The 16293-nt window shown below is 69.1% G+C and carries 18 protein-coding genes and 1 tRNA gene; 4 read left to right on the forward strand and 15 right to left on the reverse strand.

Translation table 11 applies throughout. The features are described 5' to 3' along the window. The first annotated feature begins 34 nt into the window (after positions 1-34). Positions 35-1207 carry an alkaline phosphatase family protein gene (locus ABD732_RS15545; protein WP_344785358.1) on the forward strand — a complete coding sequence of 391 codons (1173 nt, stop codon included), beginning with the start codon at positions 35-37 and terminating at the stop codon, positions 1205-1207. 19 nt (positions 1208-1226) lie between these two features. On the opposite strand, the gene ABD732_RS15550 is transcribed toward ABD732_RS15545, so the two are convergent. Next, on the reverse strand, positions 1227-2495 hold the full coding sequence (locus tag ABD732_RS15550) for a helix-turn-helix domain-containing protein (protein WP_344785360.1): 1269 nt from the start codon (positions 2493-2495) through the stop codon (positions 1227-1229). Positions 2496-2785: 290 nt separating this feature from the next. Between ABD732_RS15550 and ABD732_RS15555 the strand changes: the two genes are divergently transcribed. After that, the gene (locus ABD732_RS15555; RefSeq protein WP_344785362.1) at positions 2786-3613 is read left to right on the forward strand and encodes a siderophore-interacting protein; all 828 of its coding nucleotides are present in this window, start codon (positions 2786-2788) and stop codon (positions 3611-3613) included. 73 nt (positions 3614-3686) lie between these two features. Here ABD732_RS15555 and ABD732_RS15560 read toward each other — a convergent pair whose 3' ends face one another. After that, positions 3687-3890: a cold-shock protein gene (locus ABD732_RS15560; RefSeq protein ID WP_344785364.1), complete on the reverse strand. Its 204-nt coding sequence runs from the start codon at positions 3888-3890 to the stop codon at positions 3687-3689. Between the two features lie 181 nt (positions 3891-4071). Further along, positions 4072-5100: a fused (3R)-hydroxyacyl-ACP dehydratase subunits HadA/HadB gene (locus tag ABD732_RS15565; RefSeq protein WP_344785366.1), complete on the reverse strand. Its 1029-nt coding sequence runs from the start codon at positions 5098-5100 to the stop codon at positions 4072-4074. Positions 5101-5284: 184 nt separating this feature from the next. Between ABD732_RS15565 and ABD732_RS15570 the strand changes: the two genes are divergently transcribed. Then, positions 5285-6565: a lipase family protein gene (locus ABD732_RS15570; RefSeq protein WP_425553067.1), complete on the forward strand. Its 1281-nt coding sequence runs from the start codon at positions 5285-5287 to the stop codon at positions 6563-6565. Positions 6566-6628: 63 nt separating this feature from the next. After that, complete coding sequence (locus ABD732_RS15575; RefSeq protein WP_344785368.1) at positions 6629-7120, forward strand: hypothetical protein; 492 nt, start codon at positions 6629-6631, stop codon at positions 7118-7120. A gap of 2 nt (positions 7121-7122) precedes the next feature. Here the strand turns inward: ABD732_RS15575 and ABD732_RS15580 are convergent, their stop codons facing one another. The 12 genes from ABD732_RS15580 to ABD732_RS15635 form a co-directional block, all read right to left on the reverse strand. Beyond that, on the reverse strand, positions 7123-7725 hold the full coding sequence (locus ABD732_RS15580) for a class I SAM-dependent methyltransferase (RefSeq protein ID WP_344785370.1): 603 nt from the start codon (positions 7723-7725) through the stop codon (positions 7123-7125). A 4-nt stretch (positions 7726-7729) separates the two neighbouring features. Further along, positions 7730-8941 carry a cytochrome P450 gene (locus ABD732_RS15585; RefSeq protein WP_344785372.1) on the reverse strand — a complete coding sequence of 404 codons (1212 nt, stop codon included), beginning with the start codon at positions 8939-8941 and terminating at the stop codon, positions 7730-7732. A 129-nt stretch (positions 8942-9070) separates the two neighbouring features. Next, the gene (locus ABD732_RS15590; protein WP_344785374.1) at positions 9071-9907 is read right to left on the reverse strand and encodes a helix-turn-helix domain-containing protein; all 837 of its coding nucleotides are present in this window, start codon (positions 9905-9907) and stop codon (positions 9071-9073) included. Between the two features lie 43 nt (positions 9908-9950). After that, positions 9951-10112: a hypothetical protein gene (locus ABD732_RS15595; RefSeq protein ID WP_344785376.1), complete on the reverse strand. Its 162-nt coding sequence runs from the start codon at positions 10110-10112 to the stop codon at positions 9951-9953. Positions 10113-10120: 8 nt separating this feature from the next. Next, positions 10121-10197 (reverse strand) — tRNA-Pro (locus ABD732_RS15600). A 67-nt stretch (positions 10198-10264) separates the two neighbouring features. Beyond that, the gene (locus ABD732_RS15605) at positions 10265-10531 is read right to left on the reverse strand and encodes a GlsB/YeaQ/YmgE family stress response membrane protein (RefSeq protein WP_344785379.1); all 267 of its coding nucleotides are present in this window, start codon (positions 10529-10531) and stop codon (positions 10265-10267) included. A gap of 30 nt (positions 10532-10561) precedes the next feature. Next, positions 10562-12004: a ribosome biogenesis GTPase Der gene (der, locus tag ABD732_RS15610; RefSeq protein ID WP_344785381.1), complete on the reverse strand. Its 1443-nt coding sequence runs from the start codon at positions 12002-12004 to the stop codon at positions 10562-10564. Then, entirely contained in the window at positions 11997-12689 is a 693-nt protein-coding gene (gene cmk / locus ABD732_RS15615) for a (d)CMP kinase (RefSeq protein ID WP_344785383.1), read from the reverse strand. The genes der and cmk overlap by 8 nt, the downstream gene beginning before the upstream one ends. Further along, complete coding sequence (locus ABD732_RS15620) at positions 12686-13720, reverse strand: pseudouridine synthase (RefSeq protein ID WP_344785385.1); 1035 nt, start codon at positions 13718-13720, stop codon at positions 12686-12688. Before ABD732_RS15620 ends, cmk begins: the two co-directional genes overlap by 4 nt. 11 nt (positions 13721-13731) lie before the next feature. Then, positions 13732-14487 (reverse strand): SMC-Scp complex subunit ScpB, encoded by a 756-nt coding sequence (scpB, locus tag ABD732_RS15625; RefSeq protein ID WP_344785387.1) that lies wholly within the window; start codon positions 14485-14487, stop codon positions 13732-13734. Continuing rightward, positions 14484-15350 carry a segregation and condensation protein A gene (locus ABD732_RS15630; protein WP_344785389.1) on the reverse strand — a complete coding sequence of 289 codons (867 nt, stop codon included), beginning with the start codon at positions 15348-15350 and terminating at the stop codon, positions 14484-14486. Before ABD732_RS15630 ends, scpB begins: the two co-directional genes overlap by 4 nt. Before the next feature lie 9 nt (positions 15351-15359). Beyond that, entirely contained in the window at positions 15360-16256 is an 897-nt protein-coding gene (locus tag ABD732_RS15635; protein WP_344785391.1) for a ParA family protein, read from the reverse strand. Positions 16257-16293 lie beyond the last annotated feature (37 nt).

Raw genomic sequence — 16293 nt, forward strand, 5'->3', positions numbered from 1 at the left:
CCATCGGCCGGTCGGACACCGTAGCGTTCATGCCATGGGCCCTCTCGACCAACTCCCACCCGAGGGCTGGACCTCCGGCCCCACTCTCGCCGACCTGATTCCGTCGGTATCGGCCGCCCTCGGCTACGGCCAGGGCAGACGGTTCGAGATACCCGACAGTCACACCGTGGTGGTGCTCATGGTCGACGGGTTGGGCGACGTTCTGCTGCAAGAGAATTCGGTGTTCGCCCCCACCCTCACGGCGAACCGCTCGGCCACCTTGCGAGCCGGCTTCCCGTCGACCACGGCGACGAGCCTCACCAGTCTGGGCACCGGGCTCCCCTGCGGCGAACACGGGATCCTCGGTTACAGCTTCGCCCCGCGTGACCTCGATCCGGACATCACGCACACGCTGAACACGCTGCGCTGGACCCTCGACACCGCTGACGGCCGCGATGCGGGAGCCTTCTTCCCGCCGGCCGATGTGCAGCCGATGCCGGCGGCGTTCGACGAACTCGGCCAGGCCGGTGCCGGTGTCACCGTCCTGATGGCCGGCGACTTCCGCGGCTCGGGCCTGACTCGCGCCGCCTACGGTAACCCGACGGACTATCGCGATGCGTCGTCACCGGCAGCGGTACGCGATCACCTCCGCGAGATCCTCGCGCACGGCGATCAGGGCCCCCGGCTGATCTACGGGTACCTCCCTCAACTCGACGCCGCCGGACATCGCTGGGGTCCGGGCACCCCGGAGTGGCGCGAACGGCTGCGCGACATCGACGACCTGGTCCGGGAGGTGATCGATCTCCTTCCGCCGGGCGCGACGCTGCTCGTGACCGGCGACCACGGCATGATCTCCGCAGGCCGGCGCATCGACATCGACACCAGTCCCGAACTCACCGAGCGGGTACGTGCCGTCGCCGGGGAGGCCCGGATCCGGCACGTATACGCCGAGCCGGGTCAGGCCTCTCGGGTACGCGAGGTGTGGGAGGCCGAGCTGGACGGCATCGCGCGGATCGCCACGCGGGAGCAGGCTGTCGACGAGCAGTGGTTCGGCGCCGGTACCGCGGCCCACGTCGTCGATCGCATCGGCGACGTGGTGGCCGTCCCGTATCGGGACACCCTCCTGACCCGCAGTCTGGCCGAACCCCTGGAGACGATCATGCCGGGCCATCACGGCGGCTGGACCGTCGCCGAGCTGCTGGTACCGCTGATCGCCGCGACCGGCTGACGCGCGGACGACACACCCGCTACCCGGCCTTCCGCGCGGTGCACCGCCCCGGGGGCGCACCGTGCACCGCGCAAAAAGCGCGCGAGAACCCGGACACGTGGGCGTACCCGAGGTCGCGCGCCACTTTGCCTACCGACCCCCCGTGCAGCAGACGGCTGCGCGCGCTGCTCATCCGGGCCAGCCGCTGCCAGTGGGCGAATCCCATCCCCGTCGCCTCCCGAACCGCGCGCCGGATCCGGCTCTCGCTGACGCCGAAGGCCGCGGCCCACTGCCCCAGCGCTCGATCCTGCGGGTCGTCACCCCACGCGAGGGCATTCGCCAGGTCGGCGAGAAGACGGTCGTCCGCGGACGCGGGTTCCCACTGCGCCCCGGAGAGGACCAGATCGACGCCGTCGGCGGCGCCGCGCACGGGCAGCCCCGTGTAGCAGGCCACCGACGCCTCCAGCAGACGCCATTGCTCCTCCGGCCCGAAGTCGGCCGGTCGCACGGTCGCGCCGACTCCCCCACCGCCCGGCCGGAACCCGACCGGGATCACCAGCGACTCAGCGCCCGTCCGGATCCTGTTGGGAACTCCGGCCGGCAGCACCAGCGCGTGGCCGGCCCGCAGATGATGACACCGCTCCCCGACGGTGACCGTCGCCTGGCCGCGGGCGACCCAGACCGCGACCGCTGCACCGTTGACCCGCGTCCACGTGCGTTGCGCGGGTAGCGGCGGCGCGGGCTCGTCGCCGTGGCCGTGGCCGCCACCGTCCGACCCTTCCGGGCGCCAGCGCCCGGGGGTCACCCCGGTCCTCGCCGAGAACACCCGGCTGAATCCACTCGCCGTCTGATATCCGACCCGATGCGCCACCCATTCGGGGTCCCGGCCTGCGGCCAGCAGGTCGGCGGCCACGCCCAGCCGCGCCCGACGCACCCACTCGGTCACACTGAGTCCGGTCTCGGCGCGGAAGCGCCGCTGCAAGGTGCGAACGCTCCATCCGGCCCGCGCCGCCTCCTCCGGGAGGGAGCTGAAACCGGCGACGTCGGTCAGCACCCGCCGTGCCACCTCGACCGCGGCGGGGCAGACCGGCATCGGCGGCATCGCAGCCGGCCCGCGACCGCTCTCGCGCAGGCGTGCTTCGATCACGGACGCCGCCGGTGTCCGGTCCAGATAGCCGAGCGACTCGCCGTAGGCGTACAGCAACCATCCGTTCCAGGCCTCCGGCACGTCGATCACCCGCGGTGTCGTGACTCCGTCCGGATCGATGCCGCCGATGGGCACCACCACCGCTCCGTCATCGAGCGCCACTGCGGTATCGACTCCCCGTGGTACCCAGATCGCCTGGTGCGCAACCGCATCGAGCGTTGTCGTGCCGCAGAGCAGTCGAAGTCTGCCGTGAACCACCCAGTGCAGGACGGGGTCGTGGACGGTCCGCGGCGACGCTGACGCCGACGCGGGGCGCGGCGAGGAAGGAAAAGGTAACACCGTGACGCTCTCCGACAACGACAGTAAGTAAGGGTTCACTAACTTCGATCCAGTATAGGTTCGCTCGTCGCCCGGCGGTTCCGCCCGTCCGGCTACTCACAGGAGGCTGTCTGATGACCGATCGACCACTGCACCGGAACGCGGCCCTCGCGTCCGACGACCATAACTCGGGACTTCAACTGCACGCCGGCACCGTCACCGCGATCGAGGAGGTCAGCGAGCACCTGTGCCGGATCACGCTCACGGCACCGCAGGTCGCCGTCGATCCCACCTGGTCCGTCCCCAACGTGGCCGTGCGACTGCAGATCGGAGGCGACGGCGACCCCCTGAACCGGGTTTACACGATCCGGTCGTGTTCGGTGGAGGACGCCACCGTCGACATCGACGTGGTCCGGCACGGCCATGCGAGTCCGATGATGCGGTGGCTCGGCGCACTCGAGACCGGCCATACGGTGGACTTCGTGGGACCTCGGCCGAATTTCGTCATCCCTTCGGCGCAGGGGCGGCCGGCCGCCTTGTTCGCCGACGATTCGGCGCTTCCGGCGCTGTACGCGATCCTGCAGCAGCCGCCGACGGGGCTGCACGGAGTCGCCTGGGTCGCCACCGACGATCACGTCGCGTTCGCTGATCTTCCCGATCTACCGGGTCTTCAGCTGCGGCGGATCGCGGCGGGCCACGGATTCTCCGCGGCGCTGGCCGGGCTGGATGCAGCCGACGGCATGGTGGTGTGGGCCGCCGGTGAACGCGACGACATGCGTGAGATCCGCAGGCACTTCCGCACTGCGTGCGGGCTGCCCAAGGACGATGTGGCGGTGTTCGGCTACTGGAAGCGCGGCACCAGCACCACCGCGATCGACGAGGTGCGCCTGCGCGCCTACCGGAAACTGCTTGCCGAGGGCGGCTCGCTCAGCGATATGGACGATCTCGCGCTCGAGATCTAGCGGGTCGATCGATCGCGAGAAACACCAATGCCCCGGTTGAAATCAACCGGGGCATTGGCGAGAAAAGCTCTTGTCAGACCGCTACGACATTCGTCGCCTGCGGACCCTTGGGGCCCTGCTCCACGTCGAACTCGACGCGCTGCGCCTCTTCGAGGTTGCGGAAGCCGCTACCCGAGATCGCGCTGTAGTGGACGAAGACATCTTCGTTACCACCGTCGGGGGCGATGAAGCCGAAGCCCTTTTCGCCATTGAACCACTTGACGGTTCCCTGTGCCATGCTACTTTACTGCCTTCTTCAGATTTCACGATGACACGATCTGTCACCGCCCCACTACTATGTCACACCGGAGAACAGGTGGGAAACCCTCTGGCGCAAAAACTTTCCGCCAGCGCCTCTTCTGCGGCTCTCCCGGGGCCATTCCAGCCGATCACAGCCCTGCCAGGACAAGCCGGCACCGTCAGGAGAAGCGGAGCTCCAGGGTCGCCATGCCGAAGATCTTCTTCTCATTCGACTTCGCGGTCAGGATTACGACCCCGCTGCGCGTGGCCTCGTCGAGCGACTTGATCCGGCCGCCGTACTCGATGTCGCCGCGGCCGTCGGCCGGAACGATCGCCGGCGCCGACAGCCGGACCGAGTACTTGGAAACCGCCCCCGGATCGCCGGACCAGGCCGAGACCACGCCGGCACCGAGCCCCATCGTCAGCATCCCGTGCGCGATCACGTCGGGCAGCCCGGCGAGCTTGGCGATGCTCTCGTCCCAGTGGATCGGGTTGGCGTCGCCGGAGACTCCCGCGTAGTTCACCAGGTCGCCGCGAGCGAGTCCGCAATGCCGCACCGGAAGTTGATCACCCTTGGTCAGGGTGTCGAAGTCGAGCGTGACCACCGGACGCTGTGCGCCGACCTGCGACTGCGCGGGGGCCTCTCCCTCACGGATGGCCTTGACGTAGTCGGCCGCCGCCGCATCGACCGAGAGGATGTCGACGTCGTGCATCATCACCTTGCGGACCGCCGTATTGATGGCGGGATCCACTTCGTCGCCGGTCACGCCGACGACGGTGGTGTGCATGGTGTGCACCGTCTCGCCGTGCTGGTCGACGAAGGTGTTGGTGATGGTGATCATGTCCTTGCCGGCGATCCGCCGCACCGAGGACAGCTCGACGTCGGTGATCAGCACGTCGCCGACCACGATCGGGCGATGCTGGCAGAAGACCTGCTCGGTCTGCACGTAGGTTTCGTAGCCGACCACCACCTCCTGCATCAGCTTCTGGTTCGCGGCCATCGCCGGAATGGAGGTGAAGGTCAGCGGCGCCACCAGCCCGGAGTACCCCAGCTCGGCGGCGGCCTCGTCCTCCCAGTGCGCCGGGTGGTAGTCCTGGACCGCACGGGCGTACTCGCGCACCTTCTCGCGGCCCACCTCGTAGGTGTGATCGGCCACGTAGTAGTGCCCGACACGCTCCATCAGCGCACTGTTGTCCGACGTCGTCATCAATTCTCCAAACGGTTGATCCCGTCGGAATGGTAGTCGCGCACGAGGTGAAACCCCCATACGGCCCGTCGTTCGGCTCATCAGCGCCGCCCTGATGAGCACCGACTACGTCGAGCCGCTTCCGGACAGCCACCCGGTGACTCGAGTCACGATCCACGGTTACTGTGCAGTAACATACCGGCTCGTGAACAGTATTCGGGGTTTCTCTTCATCGTCCCGGGCGGTCAAACGCCTCATCGGCACCGTGGTGGTCGGTGCGACCGTCGGCGCCGGTCTGACCGCCGTCGCGCCCGCCGCGTCGGCAGCGGAATTCTACACGCCGCCGGCGCGGTTCTCCACCGAACCGGGATCGATCATCCGCAGCCACCACACTCCGCTGCTGCTGCAGATCCCCGGCATCCAGCAGCAGTGGCCCGGCAAGGCCACCAAGGTGATGTACACCTCGCGCCTGCAGGACGGTGCCCCCGTGGCGGTGACCGGCACCGCGGTGGAGCCGACCGCGGCGTGGGCCGGTGCCGGGCCGCGGCCGACCGTGGTGGTCGGCCCCGGAACGATCGGACAGGGCGACCAGTGCGCCCCGTCGAAGATGATGGGGCTGCCGATGTCGGTGGACCTGAGCAAGCCGAGCATCGGCGTCAACTACACCGCGCCGGAAATGTACTACCTGCTGGCGAATGGCGTGCGCGTGTTCGTCACCGATTACATCGGCATGGGCACTCCCGGCATCCACACCTATGTCAACCGCGCCGAGACCGCACACGCCATGCTCGACGGTGCCCGTGCCGCCCTGAATGCGGCGGGCGCACCCGGCGACACTCCCATCGGCTTCGCCGGCTACTCACAGGGCGGCGGCGCTGCGGCCGCGGCCGCCGAGTCCGCGTCCACCTACGCACCGGAACTGAACGTGAAGGCCACCTACGCGGGCGCGCCGCCGGCCGACCTGTCGAAGGTGATCGACACCATCGACGGCACCACCATCGTCGGCGGCATCGGCTTCGCCATCAACGGCCTGGCGGCCCGCCACCCGGTGATCGAGAAGGTGGTGCAGGCCGAGACCAACGCGGTCGGTCGCGCCAAATTCAAGCAGCTGTCGCAGCAGTGCATCGGCGACATCATCATGAGCTCTCCGTTCCAGCAGACCAAGGACTGGACGCGCAGCGGCAAGCCTCTGGGCACGGTGATCCGTCAGTACCCGGAGATCATGGAGATCCTCGAGCAGAACCGGATCGGCCAACTCAAGCCGAACGCGCCGGTCCTGGTCGAGGGCGGAACCGCAGACGACGTGATCCCGTACGGACAGGTGGCCACGCTGGTCGCCGATTGGCGCAAGCAGGGCGCCGACGTCGAGTTCGTCACCGACTCGACGCCGCCGATCCTGACCAAGTCCATCGTCAACCACGTCATCCCGATGCTCGCGACACTGCTGCCCGGGATGGAGTTCCTGCTGACCCAGTTCCGTCGCTGACCGACTCCTCCCGGCTCCGGGCGTTCGGCGACCATCACGCCCGTAGCGGCCTAGCATCGGCCCATGCCCGGGACCCTGGAGAACTGGAGCGAGTTCAACGTCGCCATGGCCGGCGCGAGCGCTGCGCTCGCCGGCCTGGTGATCGTCGCGGCCAGTGTCAACATCGGCAAGATCGTCCAGGCCGGCAGCCTGACCGCCCGCCTGGCATCGGCGATCGCCGCCCTGGTGCTCGCGCTGGTGGCCTCCGCCGTCGCCCTGGTACCCGATGTCGATCTGCTCTGGTACGGCGTGGTGATCCTGGTGGGCACCGTTGCCGCCGGCGCCTTTCAGGTCCACGCCACCCGGATGATCATGCGCGACCCACTCCCCTCGCACGGTGCGCGAATCGGCAAGTCCGCACTCGGATTCCTGCCGATCGCCGGGTACCTGGCCGCCGGGATCGCCCTGGTCGGCGACCATCGCAGCGGCCTGCCGCTCACCGCGGCGGGTTGTCTGCTCGCGATCGTCTCGGCGATCGCCGTGTCCTGGGTCGCGCTGGTGGAGGTGCTGCGGTGAACTCAGCCGGCACGGGTGGCGCGGATCGCACCGTGAGGCCGGGCACCGTCGTCGTGCCGCGACCATGTGCCGGCGACGGTGAATCCGGCGCCCTCGATCCGGCGGGTGAGTTCGGGAATCGGCCAGAACCAGGCGGTGGTCACGGCGTGGTCGAACGGCGCGAGATCCGGGCCTTCGAAGAAGCCCACCAGCAGACTCCCGCCGGGCACCAGTACGCGGGCACACTCGAGCAACGCGGCGTCGAGATCAGCCGGAGGCAGGTGGATCAGGGAGTACCAGGCGAGGATCGCGCCGACGCTCTCCTCGTCCACACCGAGGTCGTCGACCCGACCGAGCCGATAGTCCACGTCCGGGTAGCTGCGGGCGGCGTGCTCGACGAACGCTTCGACCGGGTCGATCCCGACCACCTCGGCCCCGGCCGTGTGCAGAAAGGCGGTCCAGTGCCCGGGACCGCAGCCCACATCCAGGATCGGCCCGTCGGCGGCGCCCGCCCAATCGGCAACGAGTGCCCGGTCGACCGGGCTCGTGTCGTCGATGGAACCCAGCAGGTCGATGTACTCGCCCGCCCTGGCCCGATAAGACTCGCGCACCTCGTCCGTCGTCATCGATTCACGCCCGACGCCATTGCACCGGCAGCGCATTCGGGCCGCGCAGCGCCACCCCGACCTGGCTGGTCACCTTCGCCGCGTCCTCGCTGCCCTGGACCAGCGCCAGGTCGGGCAGACGCTCGAGCAACACCCGCAGCGCGGTGGTGAGCTCGGCGATCGCCAGCCAGTTTCCGGCACAGCTGTGCACTCCCTGCCCGAACGACAGCATCGAGGTCTTCCGCCGGGTGATGTCGAAGTCATCGGGGCGCTCGTAGACCGCAGGATCGCGATGCGCGGCGTTGATGGAGAAGATCATCGGGGTCAGCGCCGGAATCGAGATCCCGCGCCATGCCACCGCTCGCGGGCAAGCGCGGGGCAGCAGTCCGACCGGCGGTTCCCAGCGCATGCCTTCCCAGATCGCCCACTGCGTCCACTCGTCGGGGTCCGAGCGCAGCAGAGCCAACTGCTCGGGGTGGGTCAGCAGCGCGGACAGCGTGTTGCCCAGGGCGAGCATGGTCGTGTCGGCGCCGGCCGGGAACAGTAGCCGCAGGAACGACAGAATCTGCTCGTCGTCGAGGAACTCCCCCTCGGCCGACTCGGTGACCAGCATGGAGATCAGATCGTCTCCCGGATCACGCCGCCGCGCCTGCAGGATCGGCACGACGTACTCGGTGAACTCCCGCGACGCCCGCATCGCCGCCTCCGGATCGAGCGGAAAGTAGAACAGATCGTGCGCCCAGCGATGGACCGTCGCCTCGTCGGCGACCGGCAGGCCGAGCAGGCGGCTGATCACCAGCACCGGATACTTGGTGGTGAACTCGGCGACCAGGTCGGCGGAATCGTCGCCGGAGAATCGGTCGATCAGTTCGTGCGCCAGGGGCTCGAGCAGGGGCTCCACCTGACTCGCGACCATCTTCCGCCGAAACGGCGGGGTCGCGACACCGCGCGCGACGCGATGCTCCTGCCCCTCCATGCACTGCAGCGTCTTCCCCAGTACCGGCCCGGTCGTCATCTGATAGATGGCGGCAGCCGGGAAGGTCGCCTCATCCTTGAAAGCGGCGCTGACGAGCTCGTCGGTGAGCAGCAGAACGGCCCGCACGCCGGCGAACGGCACGACCGCGTAGTCACGCCGGGCACGAAGCGTTGCGAGCGTGGCGTGGATGTCGGGGTCGTCCTGGAATGCGAAGTCGACGCCCTCGATGTCGACCTGGTCCAGCACCGTCGTCGGTGACATGACTTCTCCTGACACAGATAGTCGTATCTATCGACACAGATACTGACATCCGAATCGTAAAGGGAACTCAGGTCGCGGCGCAAGGCCCAGGGCTGTGCCGCGTGGGCCGTCACCGACTCCGAGGCCGGGTCAGCGCAACTCGGCGAGGACCCGCGCCGCCGCGGTCACGGCCGCCAGGTAGCGATCCCGCTCCGGCTTGGCCACCGCCGCCCGCATCGGACCGACGAGGAGCTCGGCCGACGCCGTTCCGTCGGGATCGAGCACCGGGACGGACACGTAGCTGATCGGCAGCGCCGCCTCGGAATCCAGTTCGCCGGGACGATAGGCCGCGCCGCTGATCTGCCCCAGAAGGGCGAGCACGCGTTCGCGCAGTGTCCGGCTGACCGGATCATGCGCCAGATGCTCGACGACGTCGGCGAGGACGTCGAGCGTGGCGACGCTGCGTGAGTCGACACCCCAGACCGCTGCGCCGAACTCGTCGATGTCGGCCAGCAGTTGCGCGTACTTCCCGCGTTCGGACGGCTCGGCCGCCGCCAGCCACGCCTCACGCGACGGCCGGTCCGCGTGGGCGATCACGGTCGCCGCGGCCGGCGGGATGAGCGGCAACCTGGTCCCCACCGAGATGCCTGCGGGGATACGGCCGCGATTCTCGACGACGGCGGTGAATCTGACCTCGCCGCCGTCGACGACGGTCAGCGCCACACCGCATTCCACCTCGCGCGCAAGGTCTTCCAGGGCGCGTTGACGGGCGGGGTCGGCCGCGAGCCTGGACCGTTCGCGCTCGGCGATGCGCAGCAGGGCGGGGCCGAGTTCATAGGTCAGGTCGTCCCGCCGACTGACCCACTCGCGGGCCTGCAGGGCGGAGAGCACGTTCCCGATCGTCGAGCGGCTCAGCGCCAATCGGTCGGCGATCTGGGCCGACGTCTGCGGCCCGTCCGCGGCGGCGAGAAGCTCGAGCACCGACACGGCTCGATGGGTGGGCGGTGACGCCTCCCCGGCCCTCGCCTTGTCAGCCGACAACCGAATCTCCCACCTCGCGGCCAGTATGAATACTCACATCGTACGACACCGAAAAGGCCTCATCACGAGTCCGCGAGGCAAAACGAAACAGATCCCCGCCGGTGGCGAGGATCTGAACGGTGTCGTCGATTGCGGGCTCGTGACCACGCATGCACGGAATGGTCGGACTGACAGGATTTGAACCTGCGACCCCCTCACCCCCAGTGAGGTGCGCTACCAAGCTGCGCCACAGTCCGGTTTCCCCTTGCGGGGAGGTGCTCCGCAAGCGGAGCGAGGACTACATTAGCGCACACCCGATCGGGTTCACGAATCGGCCTGGCGGCGGTCGGCCCACACCCAGATGGCAGTCACGATGAGCGCACCGATCAGCGATCCGATGATCCCGCTGGGGCGGAAAGCGAAGCCTTCCCCGGCGATCAGGCTGCCCAGCAGGCCGCCGATGAACGACCCGAGAACACCGGCCCCCAGGGCCATCCCCCAGTTGACGCCCGAACCCTTGGTGGCACCCAGGATCCACTGGGCGGCAGCGCCGATGAGCATTCCCCACAGGATGATTCCGATGATCAGCATGACCGGAAGTATTACACAGTGCGGCGGGCTCTACCGGCGCCGGTCACGCTTGTCGCGGACCCGGACGTTCACCCGCACCGGCGAACCGTCGAAGCCGAACTCCTCACGCAGCCGGCGCTCGATGAACCGCCGGTAGCCGGCCTCCAGGAAGCCGGTGGTGAACAGCACGAAGGTCGGCGGACGGGTCGCGGCTTGCGTCGCGAACATCACCCGCGGCTGACGGCCGCCACGCACCGGCGGAGGCGTCGCCGCGATGACTTCCTTCAGCCAGTTGTTCAGCCGGCCGGTCGGCACCCGCCGGTCCCACGAGTCCAGCGCCTGCTCCATGGCGGGCACCAGCTTGGTCACTGAGCGGCCCGTCTCGGCCGAGATGTTGATCCGGCGCGCCCACGGCACCCGCGCGAGTTCGCGGTCGATCTCCTTGTCGAGGTCGTAACGCCGGTCCTCGTCGACCAGGTCCCACTTGTTGAAGACCACCACCAGTGCCCGGCCGCTGTCGATGATCATCGACAGCACGCGCAGATCCTGCTCGGAGATGGTCTCGCTGGCGTCGATCAGCAGCAGCGCCAGTTCGGCGGACTCCAGGGCCGCCCGGGTGCGCAGGGACGCGTAGTACTCGTGACCGGTCGCGGTGCGCACTTTGCGTCGCAGTCCGGCGGTGTCGACGAACTGCCACGGTTCGCCGTCGAGTTCGATGACCTCGTCGACCGGATCGACGGTGGTGCCGGCGACGTTGTCGACCACCGAGCGCTCCTCCCCGGCCAGCCGGTTGAGCAGCGAACTCTTGCCGACGTTCGGCTTGCCCACCAGGGCGACGCGGCGCGGTCCGCCGGCGACGTAGCGCTCGCGCGGGGTCTCCGGCAGGGCTTCCAGGATGGTGTCCAGCAGATCGGCGGTCCCGCGGCCGTGCGAGGCCGAGATCATGTGCGGCTCCCCCAGCCCGAGCGACCACAGCACCGCCGCATCGGCTTCGGCGCGCTCGCTGTCGACCTTGTTGGCCGCCAGCAGCACCGGCGTCTTGGCGCGCCGCAGGGTGCGTGCCACGGCCTCATCGGTGGACGTCGCCCCCACGGTGGCGTCCACCACCAGAACGATCAGATCGGCGGTGCGCATGGCGAACTCGGCCTGAGCGCTGATGGATTGCTGCAGCCCCTTCGCGTCGGGCTCCCACCCGCCGGTGTCGGTCACCATGAACCGGCGGCCGATCCAACTCGCCGGATACGACACCCGGTCGCGGGTGACGCCGGGGACGTCTTCGACCACCGCTTCGCGGCGGCCGATGATCCGGTTCACCAGGGTCGACTTGCCGACGTTCGGCCGTCCGACGATCGCGACGACGGGCAGCTTCTCGGTCGCCGCCGCCTCCTCCTCGCCGATCAGCTCCGACAGCTCCCAGTCCGCCTCGTCGGACCACGTGCCGTCGCCGGGCAGTTCACCGTCGGCAAAGGCCTCGCCGGAGATCTCGTCAGACATCGCGTACTCCGATCCGCTCGCCGACGAGTCCGGTCAACCGGTCGAGCACTTGATTCAGGGTCAGGTCGCTGGTGTCCACGTGCACCGCGTCCTCGGCGGGGCGCAGGGGGCTCATCGCCCGCGTGGAGTCCAGATGGTCGCGCCGGTTGACGCTGGCGAGCACCTCGGCGAGGTCGCTGGGCCGCCCGGCCGCGAGGTTCTGCCGGTGCCGCCGGTCGGCACGGGCCTCCGGTGTCGCGGTCAGGTAGATCTTGAGCACCGCGTTCGGGAAGACGACGGTGCCGATGTCACGGCCCTCCACCACCAGGAAGGCATCCTCGGCATGGGCGCGCTGCAGGTCGACCAGCTTGGTGCGGACCACCGGGTTCGCCGAGATCGCCGACACCGCGGCGGTCACCTCGGCGGTGCGGATCTCCCGCGACACGTCCTCACCGTTCAGGTAGACGACGGTGTCGCCGCCACTGCCGATCTCCAGCACGATCTCGGCGCCCTCGACGGTCGTGGCGACCGCGTCGACGTCGTCGGGGGCGGCGCCGGCGCGCAGCACGGCCAGGGTGGCCGCGCGGTACATCGCGCCGGTGTCGAGGTAATGCGCACCGACTCGCTCGGCCAATTGCCCGGCGACCGTGGACTTCCCGGTTCCGGCGGGGCCGTCGATCGCGACCACGTCCAGCGCGCCGCTCACATTCCCACCGCCTTGTACAGCGCCCCGACGTCCTTGCTGTCGAGTGCCCGAAGACTGCCCGGACGCTGATTGCCCAGCGCGATCGGGCCGATGTCGGTGCGCACCAGGCGCTGCACCGGGAAGCCGACCTCGTCGAGGATCCGGCGCACGATGCGCTTGCGGCCTTCGTGCAGCACCAGCCGCACCAGGCTGCGGCCCTCGTGCAGTTCCAGCACAGTGAACTCGTCGACCGAGGCGGGACCGTCGTCCAGTTCGACGCCCTTGCGCAGCACGCGGCCGAGGCCGCGCGGCACCTCGCCGCGCACGGTCGCCAGATAGGTCTTGGGCACCTCGAAGGACGGGTGCATCAGCCGGTGCGCCAGTTCGCCGTCGTTGGTGAGCAGGATCAGGCCCTCGGTGTCGGCGTCGAGCCGTCCGACGTGGAACAGCCGCTGCCCGGACATCACCCGTTCGGCCACCAGGTCACCGATGCAGGGGCGCCCCTGCTCGTCGCTCATCGTCGACTGCCAGCCCTTGGGCTTGTTCAGCGCCAGGTACTGCTTGGTCTCGTCGATGATCACCCGGGCGCCGTCGACCTTGATGATCGCGGTGTTCGGGTCGATCCGCAGGCCCTGCTCGACGACGATCTCGCCGTCGACCTCCACGCGTCCGGCGGCGATCAGCTCCTCGGCCCCGCGCCGCGACGCGACACCGGCCGCGGCCAGCACCTTCTGCAGCCGCATGCCGTCGTCGACGTAGGTGGCACCGTCGCCGGCGGAGGCGCTGGTCTGGTGGCGGGCCGGTTTGGCGTTGTTGAGGCGGACGCGTCCGGAAGCGACGTCCGGCCGCGATCCCTTGCGATGCGGTTTGCGACTCGACGGCTGCTGCCCCGGTGCGCCCTTGCCGGCACGCTTCTTGCCCCCGGCGCCCTTACCTCCGGCAGGTCTCCCCCCGGCGGCCTTACCCCCGGATGCGTTGCCCTTGCCCGTCGAGCGGGAACGACGGTCGCCGTCTCCCTGTCCCGGTCTGCCGTCTCGGCTAGCGGTTCCCATGGAATCTTCCTTCAGTTGTCGTTCGTGCCCTCGTCGGCGTCACGGATGACTTCCGCCGAGGTGTCTGCGTCCGATTCTGCCGTCTGAGCACTCAGTTTGGCGAATCGCGGATCGTCGAGAAGTTCCTCGCCCAGATCGTCGATCACGTCGACGTCGGGCAGCAGCGGCGCCAGGTCGGGCAACTCGCTCAGCGAGGCGAGCCCGAGGCGCTCCAGGAACAGTTCCGTGGTCTCGTACATTGTGGCGTGGGTCTGTTCATCGGTTCCCGCCTCGTTGATCAGGCCGCGGGCCAGCAGCGTACGGACCACGCCGTCGACGTTAACGCCGCGGATCGCACTGACGCGCGCGCGGGTGACCGGTTGCCGGTAGGCGATCACCGCCAGTGTCTCCAGCGCTGCGCGCGTCAGTTTGCTGCGGGCGCCGTCGAGTAGGAGATTCTCCACGTAGGGTGCGAATTCGGCGCGGGTGTAAAACCTCCAGCCGTCGCCGGCGTAGCGCAGGTCGATGCCACTTCCCGCGGCGGTCAGCTCGGCGGCCATCTGTTCGACCATCGCGCGGACCCGCACCCGGTCCTGGTCGACGACGGTCGCCAGTTCTTCGGTGGAGATCGGTGAATCGACCACCAGCAGAACCGCTTCCAGCGCTCCGCGGAGGTCTGCGTCGTCGAGGTAGCGCTCCCCCTCCGCGTCGATCGTGAGGTCGCGCTCGGGCTCGGCAATGATCGGCTCTTCGGCGGTCTCCGTCGCGGCCTCCGGTTCCGGTGTCATGAGTACTCCCCTGCCCTCTCCAACTCTTCTGCCTTCGCCAGCGCCTTCTCCAGTTCGGCCTCGTCGGTCTCGCCGGTCCAGGCCACCTTCAGTTCGCCGAGCGCCTCGGTCTGGTCGAAGGCCACCGCCTGCTCCCGGTAGAGCTCGAGCAGCCCGAGGAAGCTCGCCACCACTTCCAGCCCGTTGGTGCACTCGGCCACCAGTTCGCCGAACGTCAGCATCCGGCCCTCGGCGGCAGTCAGCAGCACGCTGAGGCGCTTGGCCTGCTCGGGTACCGACACGGCCGAGCCGTGCAGATGATCGAGTCCGACGACGGGCGTCGGCTTGGGCACCATCGCCGCCGCCGCGATCTGCGCGAACCCCATGGGGTCCACGCCCAGCGTCACCTCGGGAAGCAGCTCGGCGAACCGCTCCTCCAGCGATACCGCACGGGGATAGCGTTGCAGCGCAGTCGCTTCCAGCTCCGCGAACAGCGATGCCACCTGCTTGTAGGCGCGGTACTGCAGCAGCCTGGCGAAGAGCAGGTCACGCGCTTCGAGCAGCGCCAGATCTTCGGGATCGTCCACCTGCCCGGACGGCAGCAGCCGGGCGGCCTTCAGGTCGAGCAGGGTCGCCGCGATCACCAGGAACTCGGTGGTCTGGTCCAGGTCGGAATCGGGGCCCAGCCCCTTGGTGTAGGCGATGAAGTCGTCGGTGACCACATGCAGTGCCACCTCGGTGACGTCGAGCCGGTGCTGACTGATCAGATTCAGCAGCAGGTCGAACGGTCCGGTGAAGTTGGTCAGCGTCACCTGGAAGCCGGTCGGCGCCTCGCCCTCGGGCCCGACGTCCTCGTGCCCGTCGGCAGGCTCAGCGGACGACATCGGCTCCGCTTACGGCTCGTTGCGGGCGATGACCTCGCGCGCCAGGTTCCGGTAGGCCTCGGCACCGGCGGACTTCGGGGCCCACGAGGTGATCGGCTCCCCGGCCACCGAGGTCTCCGGGAACCGGACCGTCCGGCTGATCACGGTGTCGAAGACCGCGTCGCCGAAGACCTCGACCACGCGCGCCATCACATCGCGGGAGTGCAGCGTGCGCGAGTCGAACATGGTGACCAGGATGCCGCCGAGGGTCAGCCGAGGATTGAGACGGTCGTGCACCTTGTCGATGGTGTCGGTCAGCAGCGCCAGGCCGCGGAGGCTGAAGTACTCGCACTCCATGGGGATGAGCACGTTGTCGGCGCAGGCCAGCGCGTTGACGGTGAGCAGTCCCAGCGACGGCTGGCAGTCGATCAGGATGTAGTCGTAGCGGTCGGCGACCGGATGCAGCGCGCGCGCCAAGGCCTGCTCGCGGCCCACTTCGCTGACCAGCTGGATCTCGGCGGCCGAGAGGTCGATGTTCGACGGCAGCAGGTCGAGCCCGTCCACCCGGGTGCGCTGCAGCACGTCGTCGGTAGCCGCGTACGGGGCGACGAGGAGGTTGTGCACGGTCTGGTCCAGCTCGTGGTGGGGCACTCCGAGTCCCGCCGACAGTGCGCCCTGGGGGTCCAAATCGACCAGCAGCACGCGCCGGCCCGCTTCGGCGAGCGCGGCACCCAGGTTGATGGTCGACGTGGTCTTGCCGACGCCGCCCTTCTGGTTGCACACCGCGATCAGGACGGCGGGGCCGTGCTTGTCACGGGGGCGCGGGTCGGGGATGTCGCGGTACGGGCGTCCGGTGGGACCGAGTTCGACCTCTGCGGCGCCGTCGAGTGGTAGCTGACCAGCGGCTTCGGGCGTATCTGCGCTCACCTGTCCGCTGCTCCTCCCCGACGGGGTCCCCGCCTGA

This window comes from Gordonia caeni, from assembly GCF_039537105.1.
Classification (GTDB): domain Bacteria; phylum Actinomycetota; class Actinomycetes; order Mycobacteriales; family Mycobacteriaceae; genus Gordonia; species Gordonia caeni.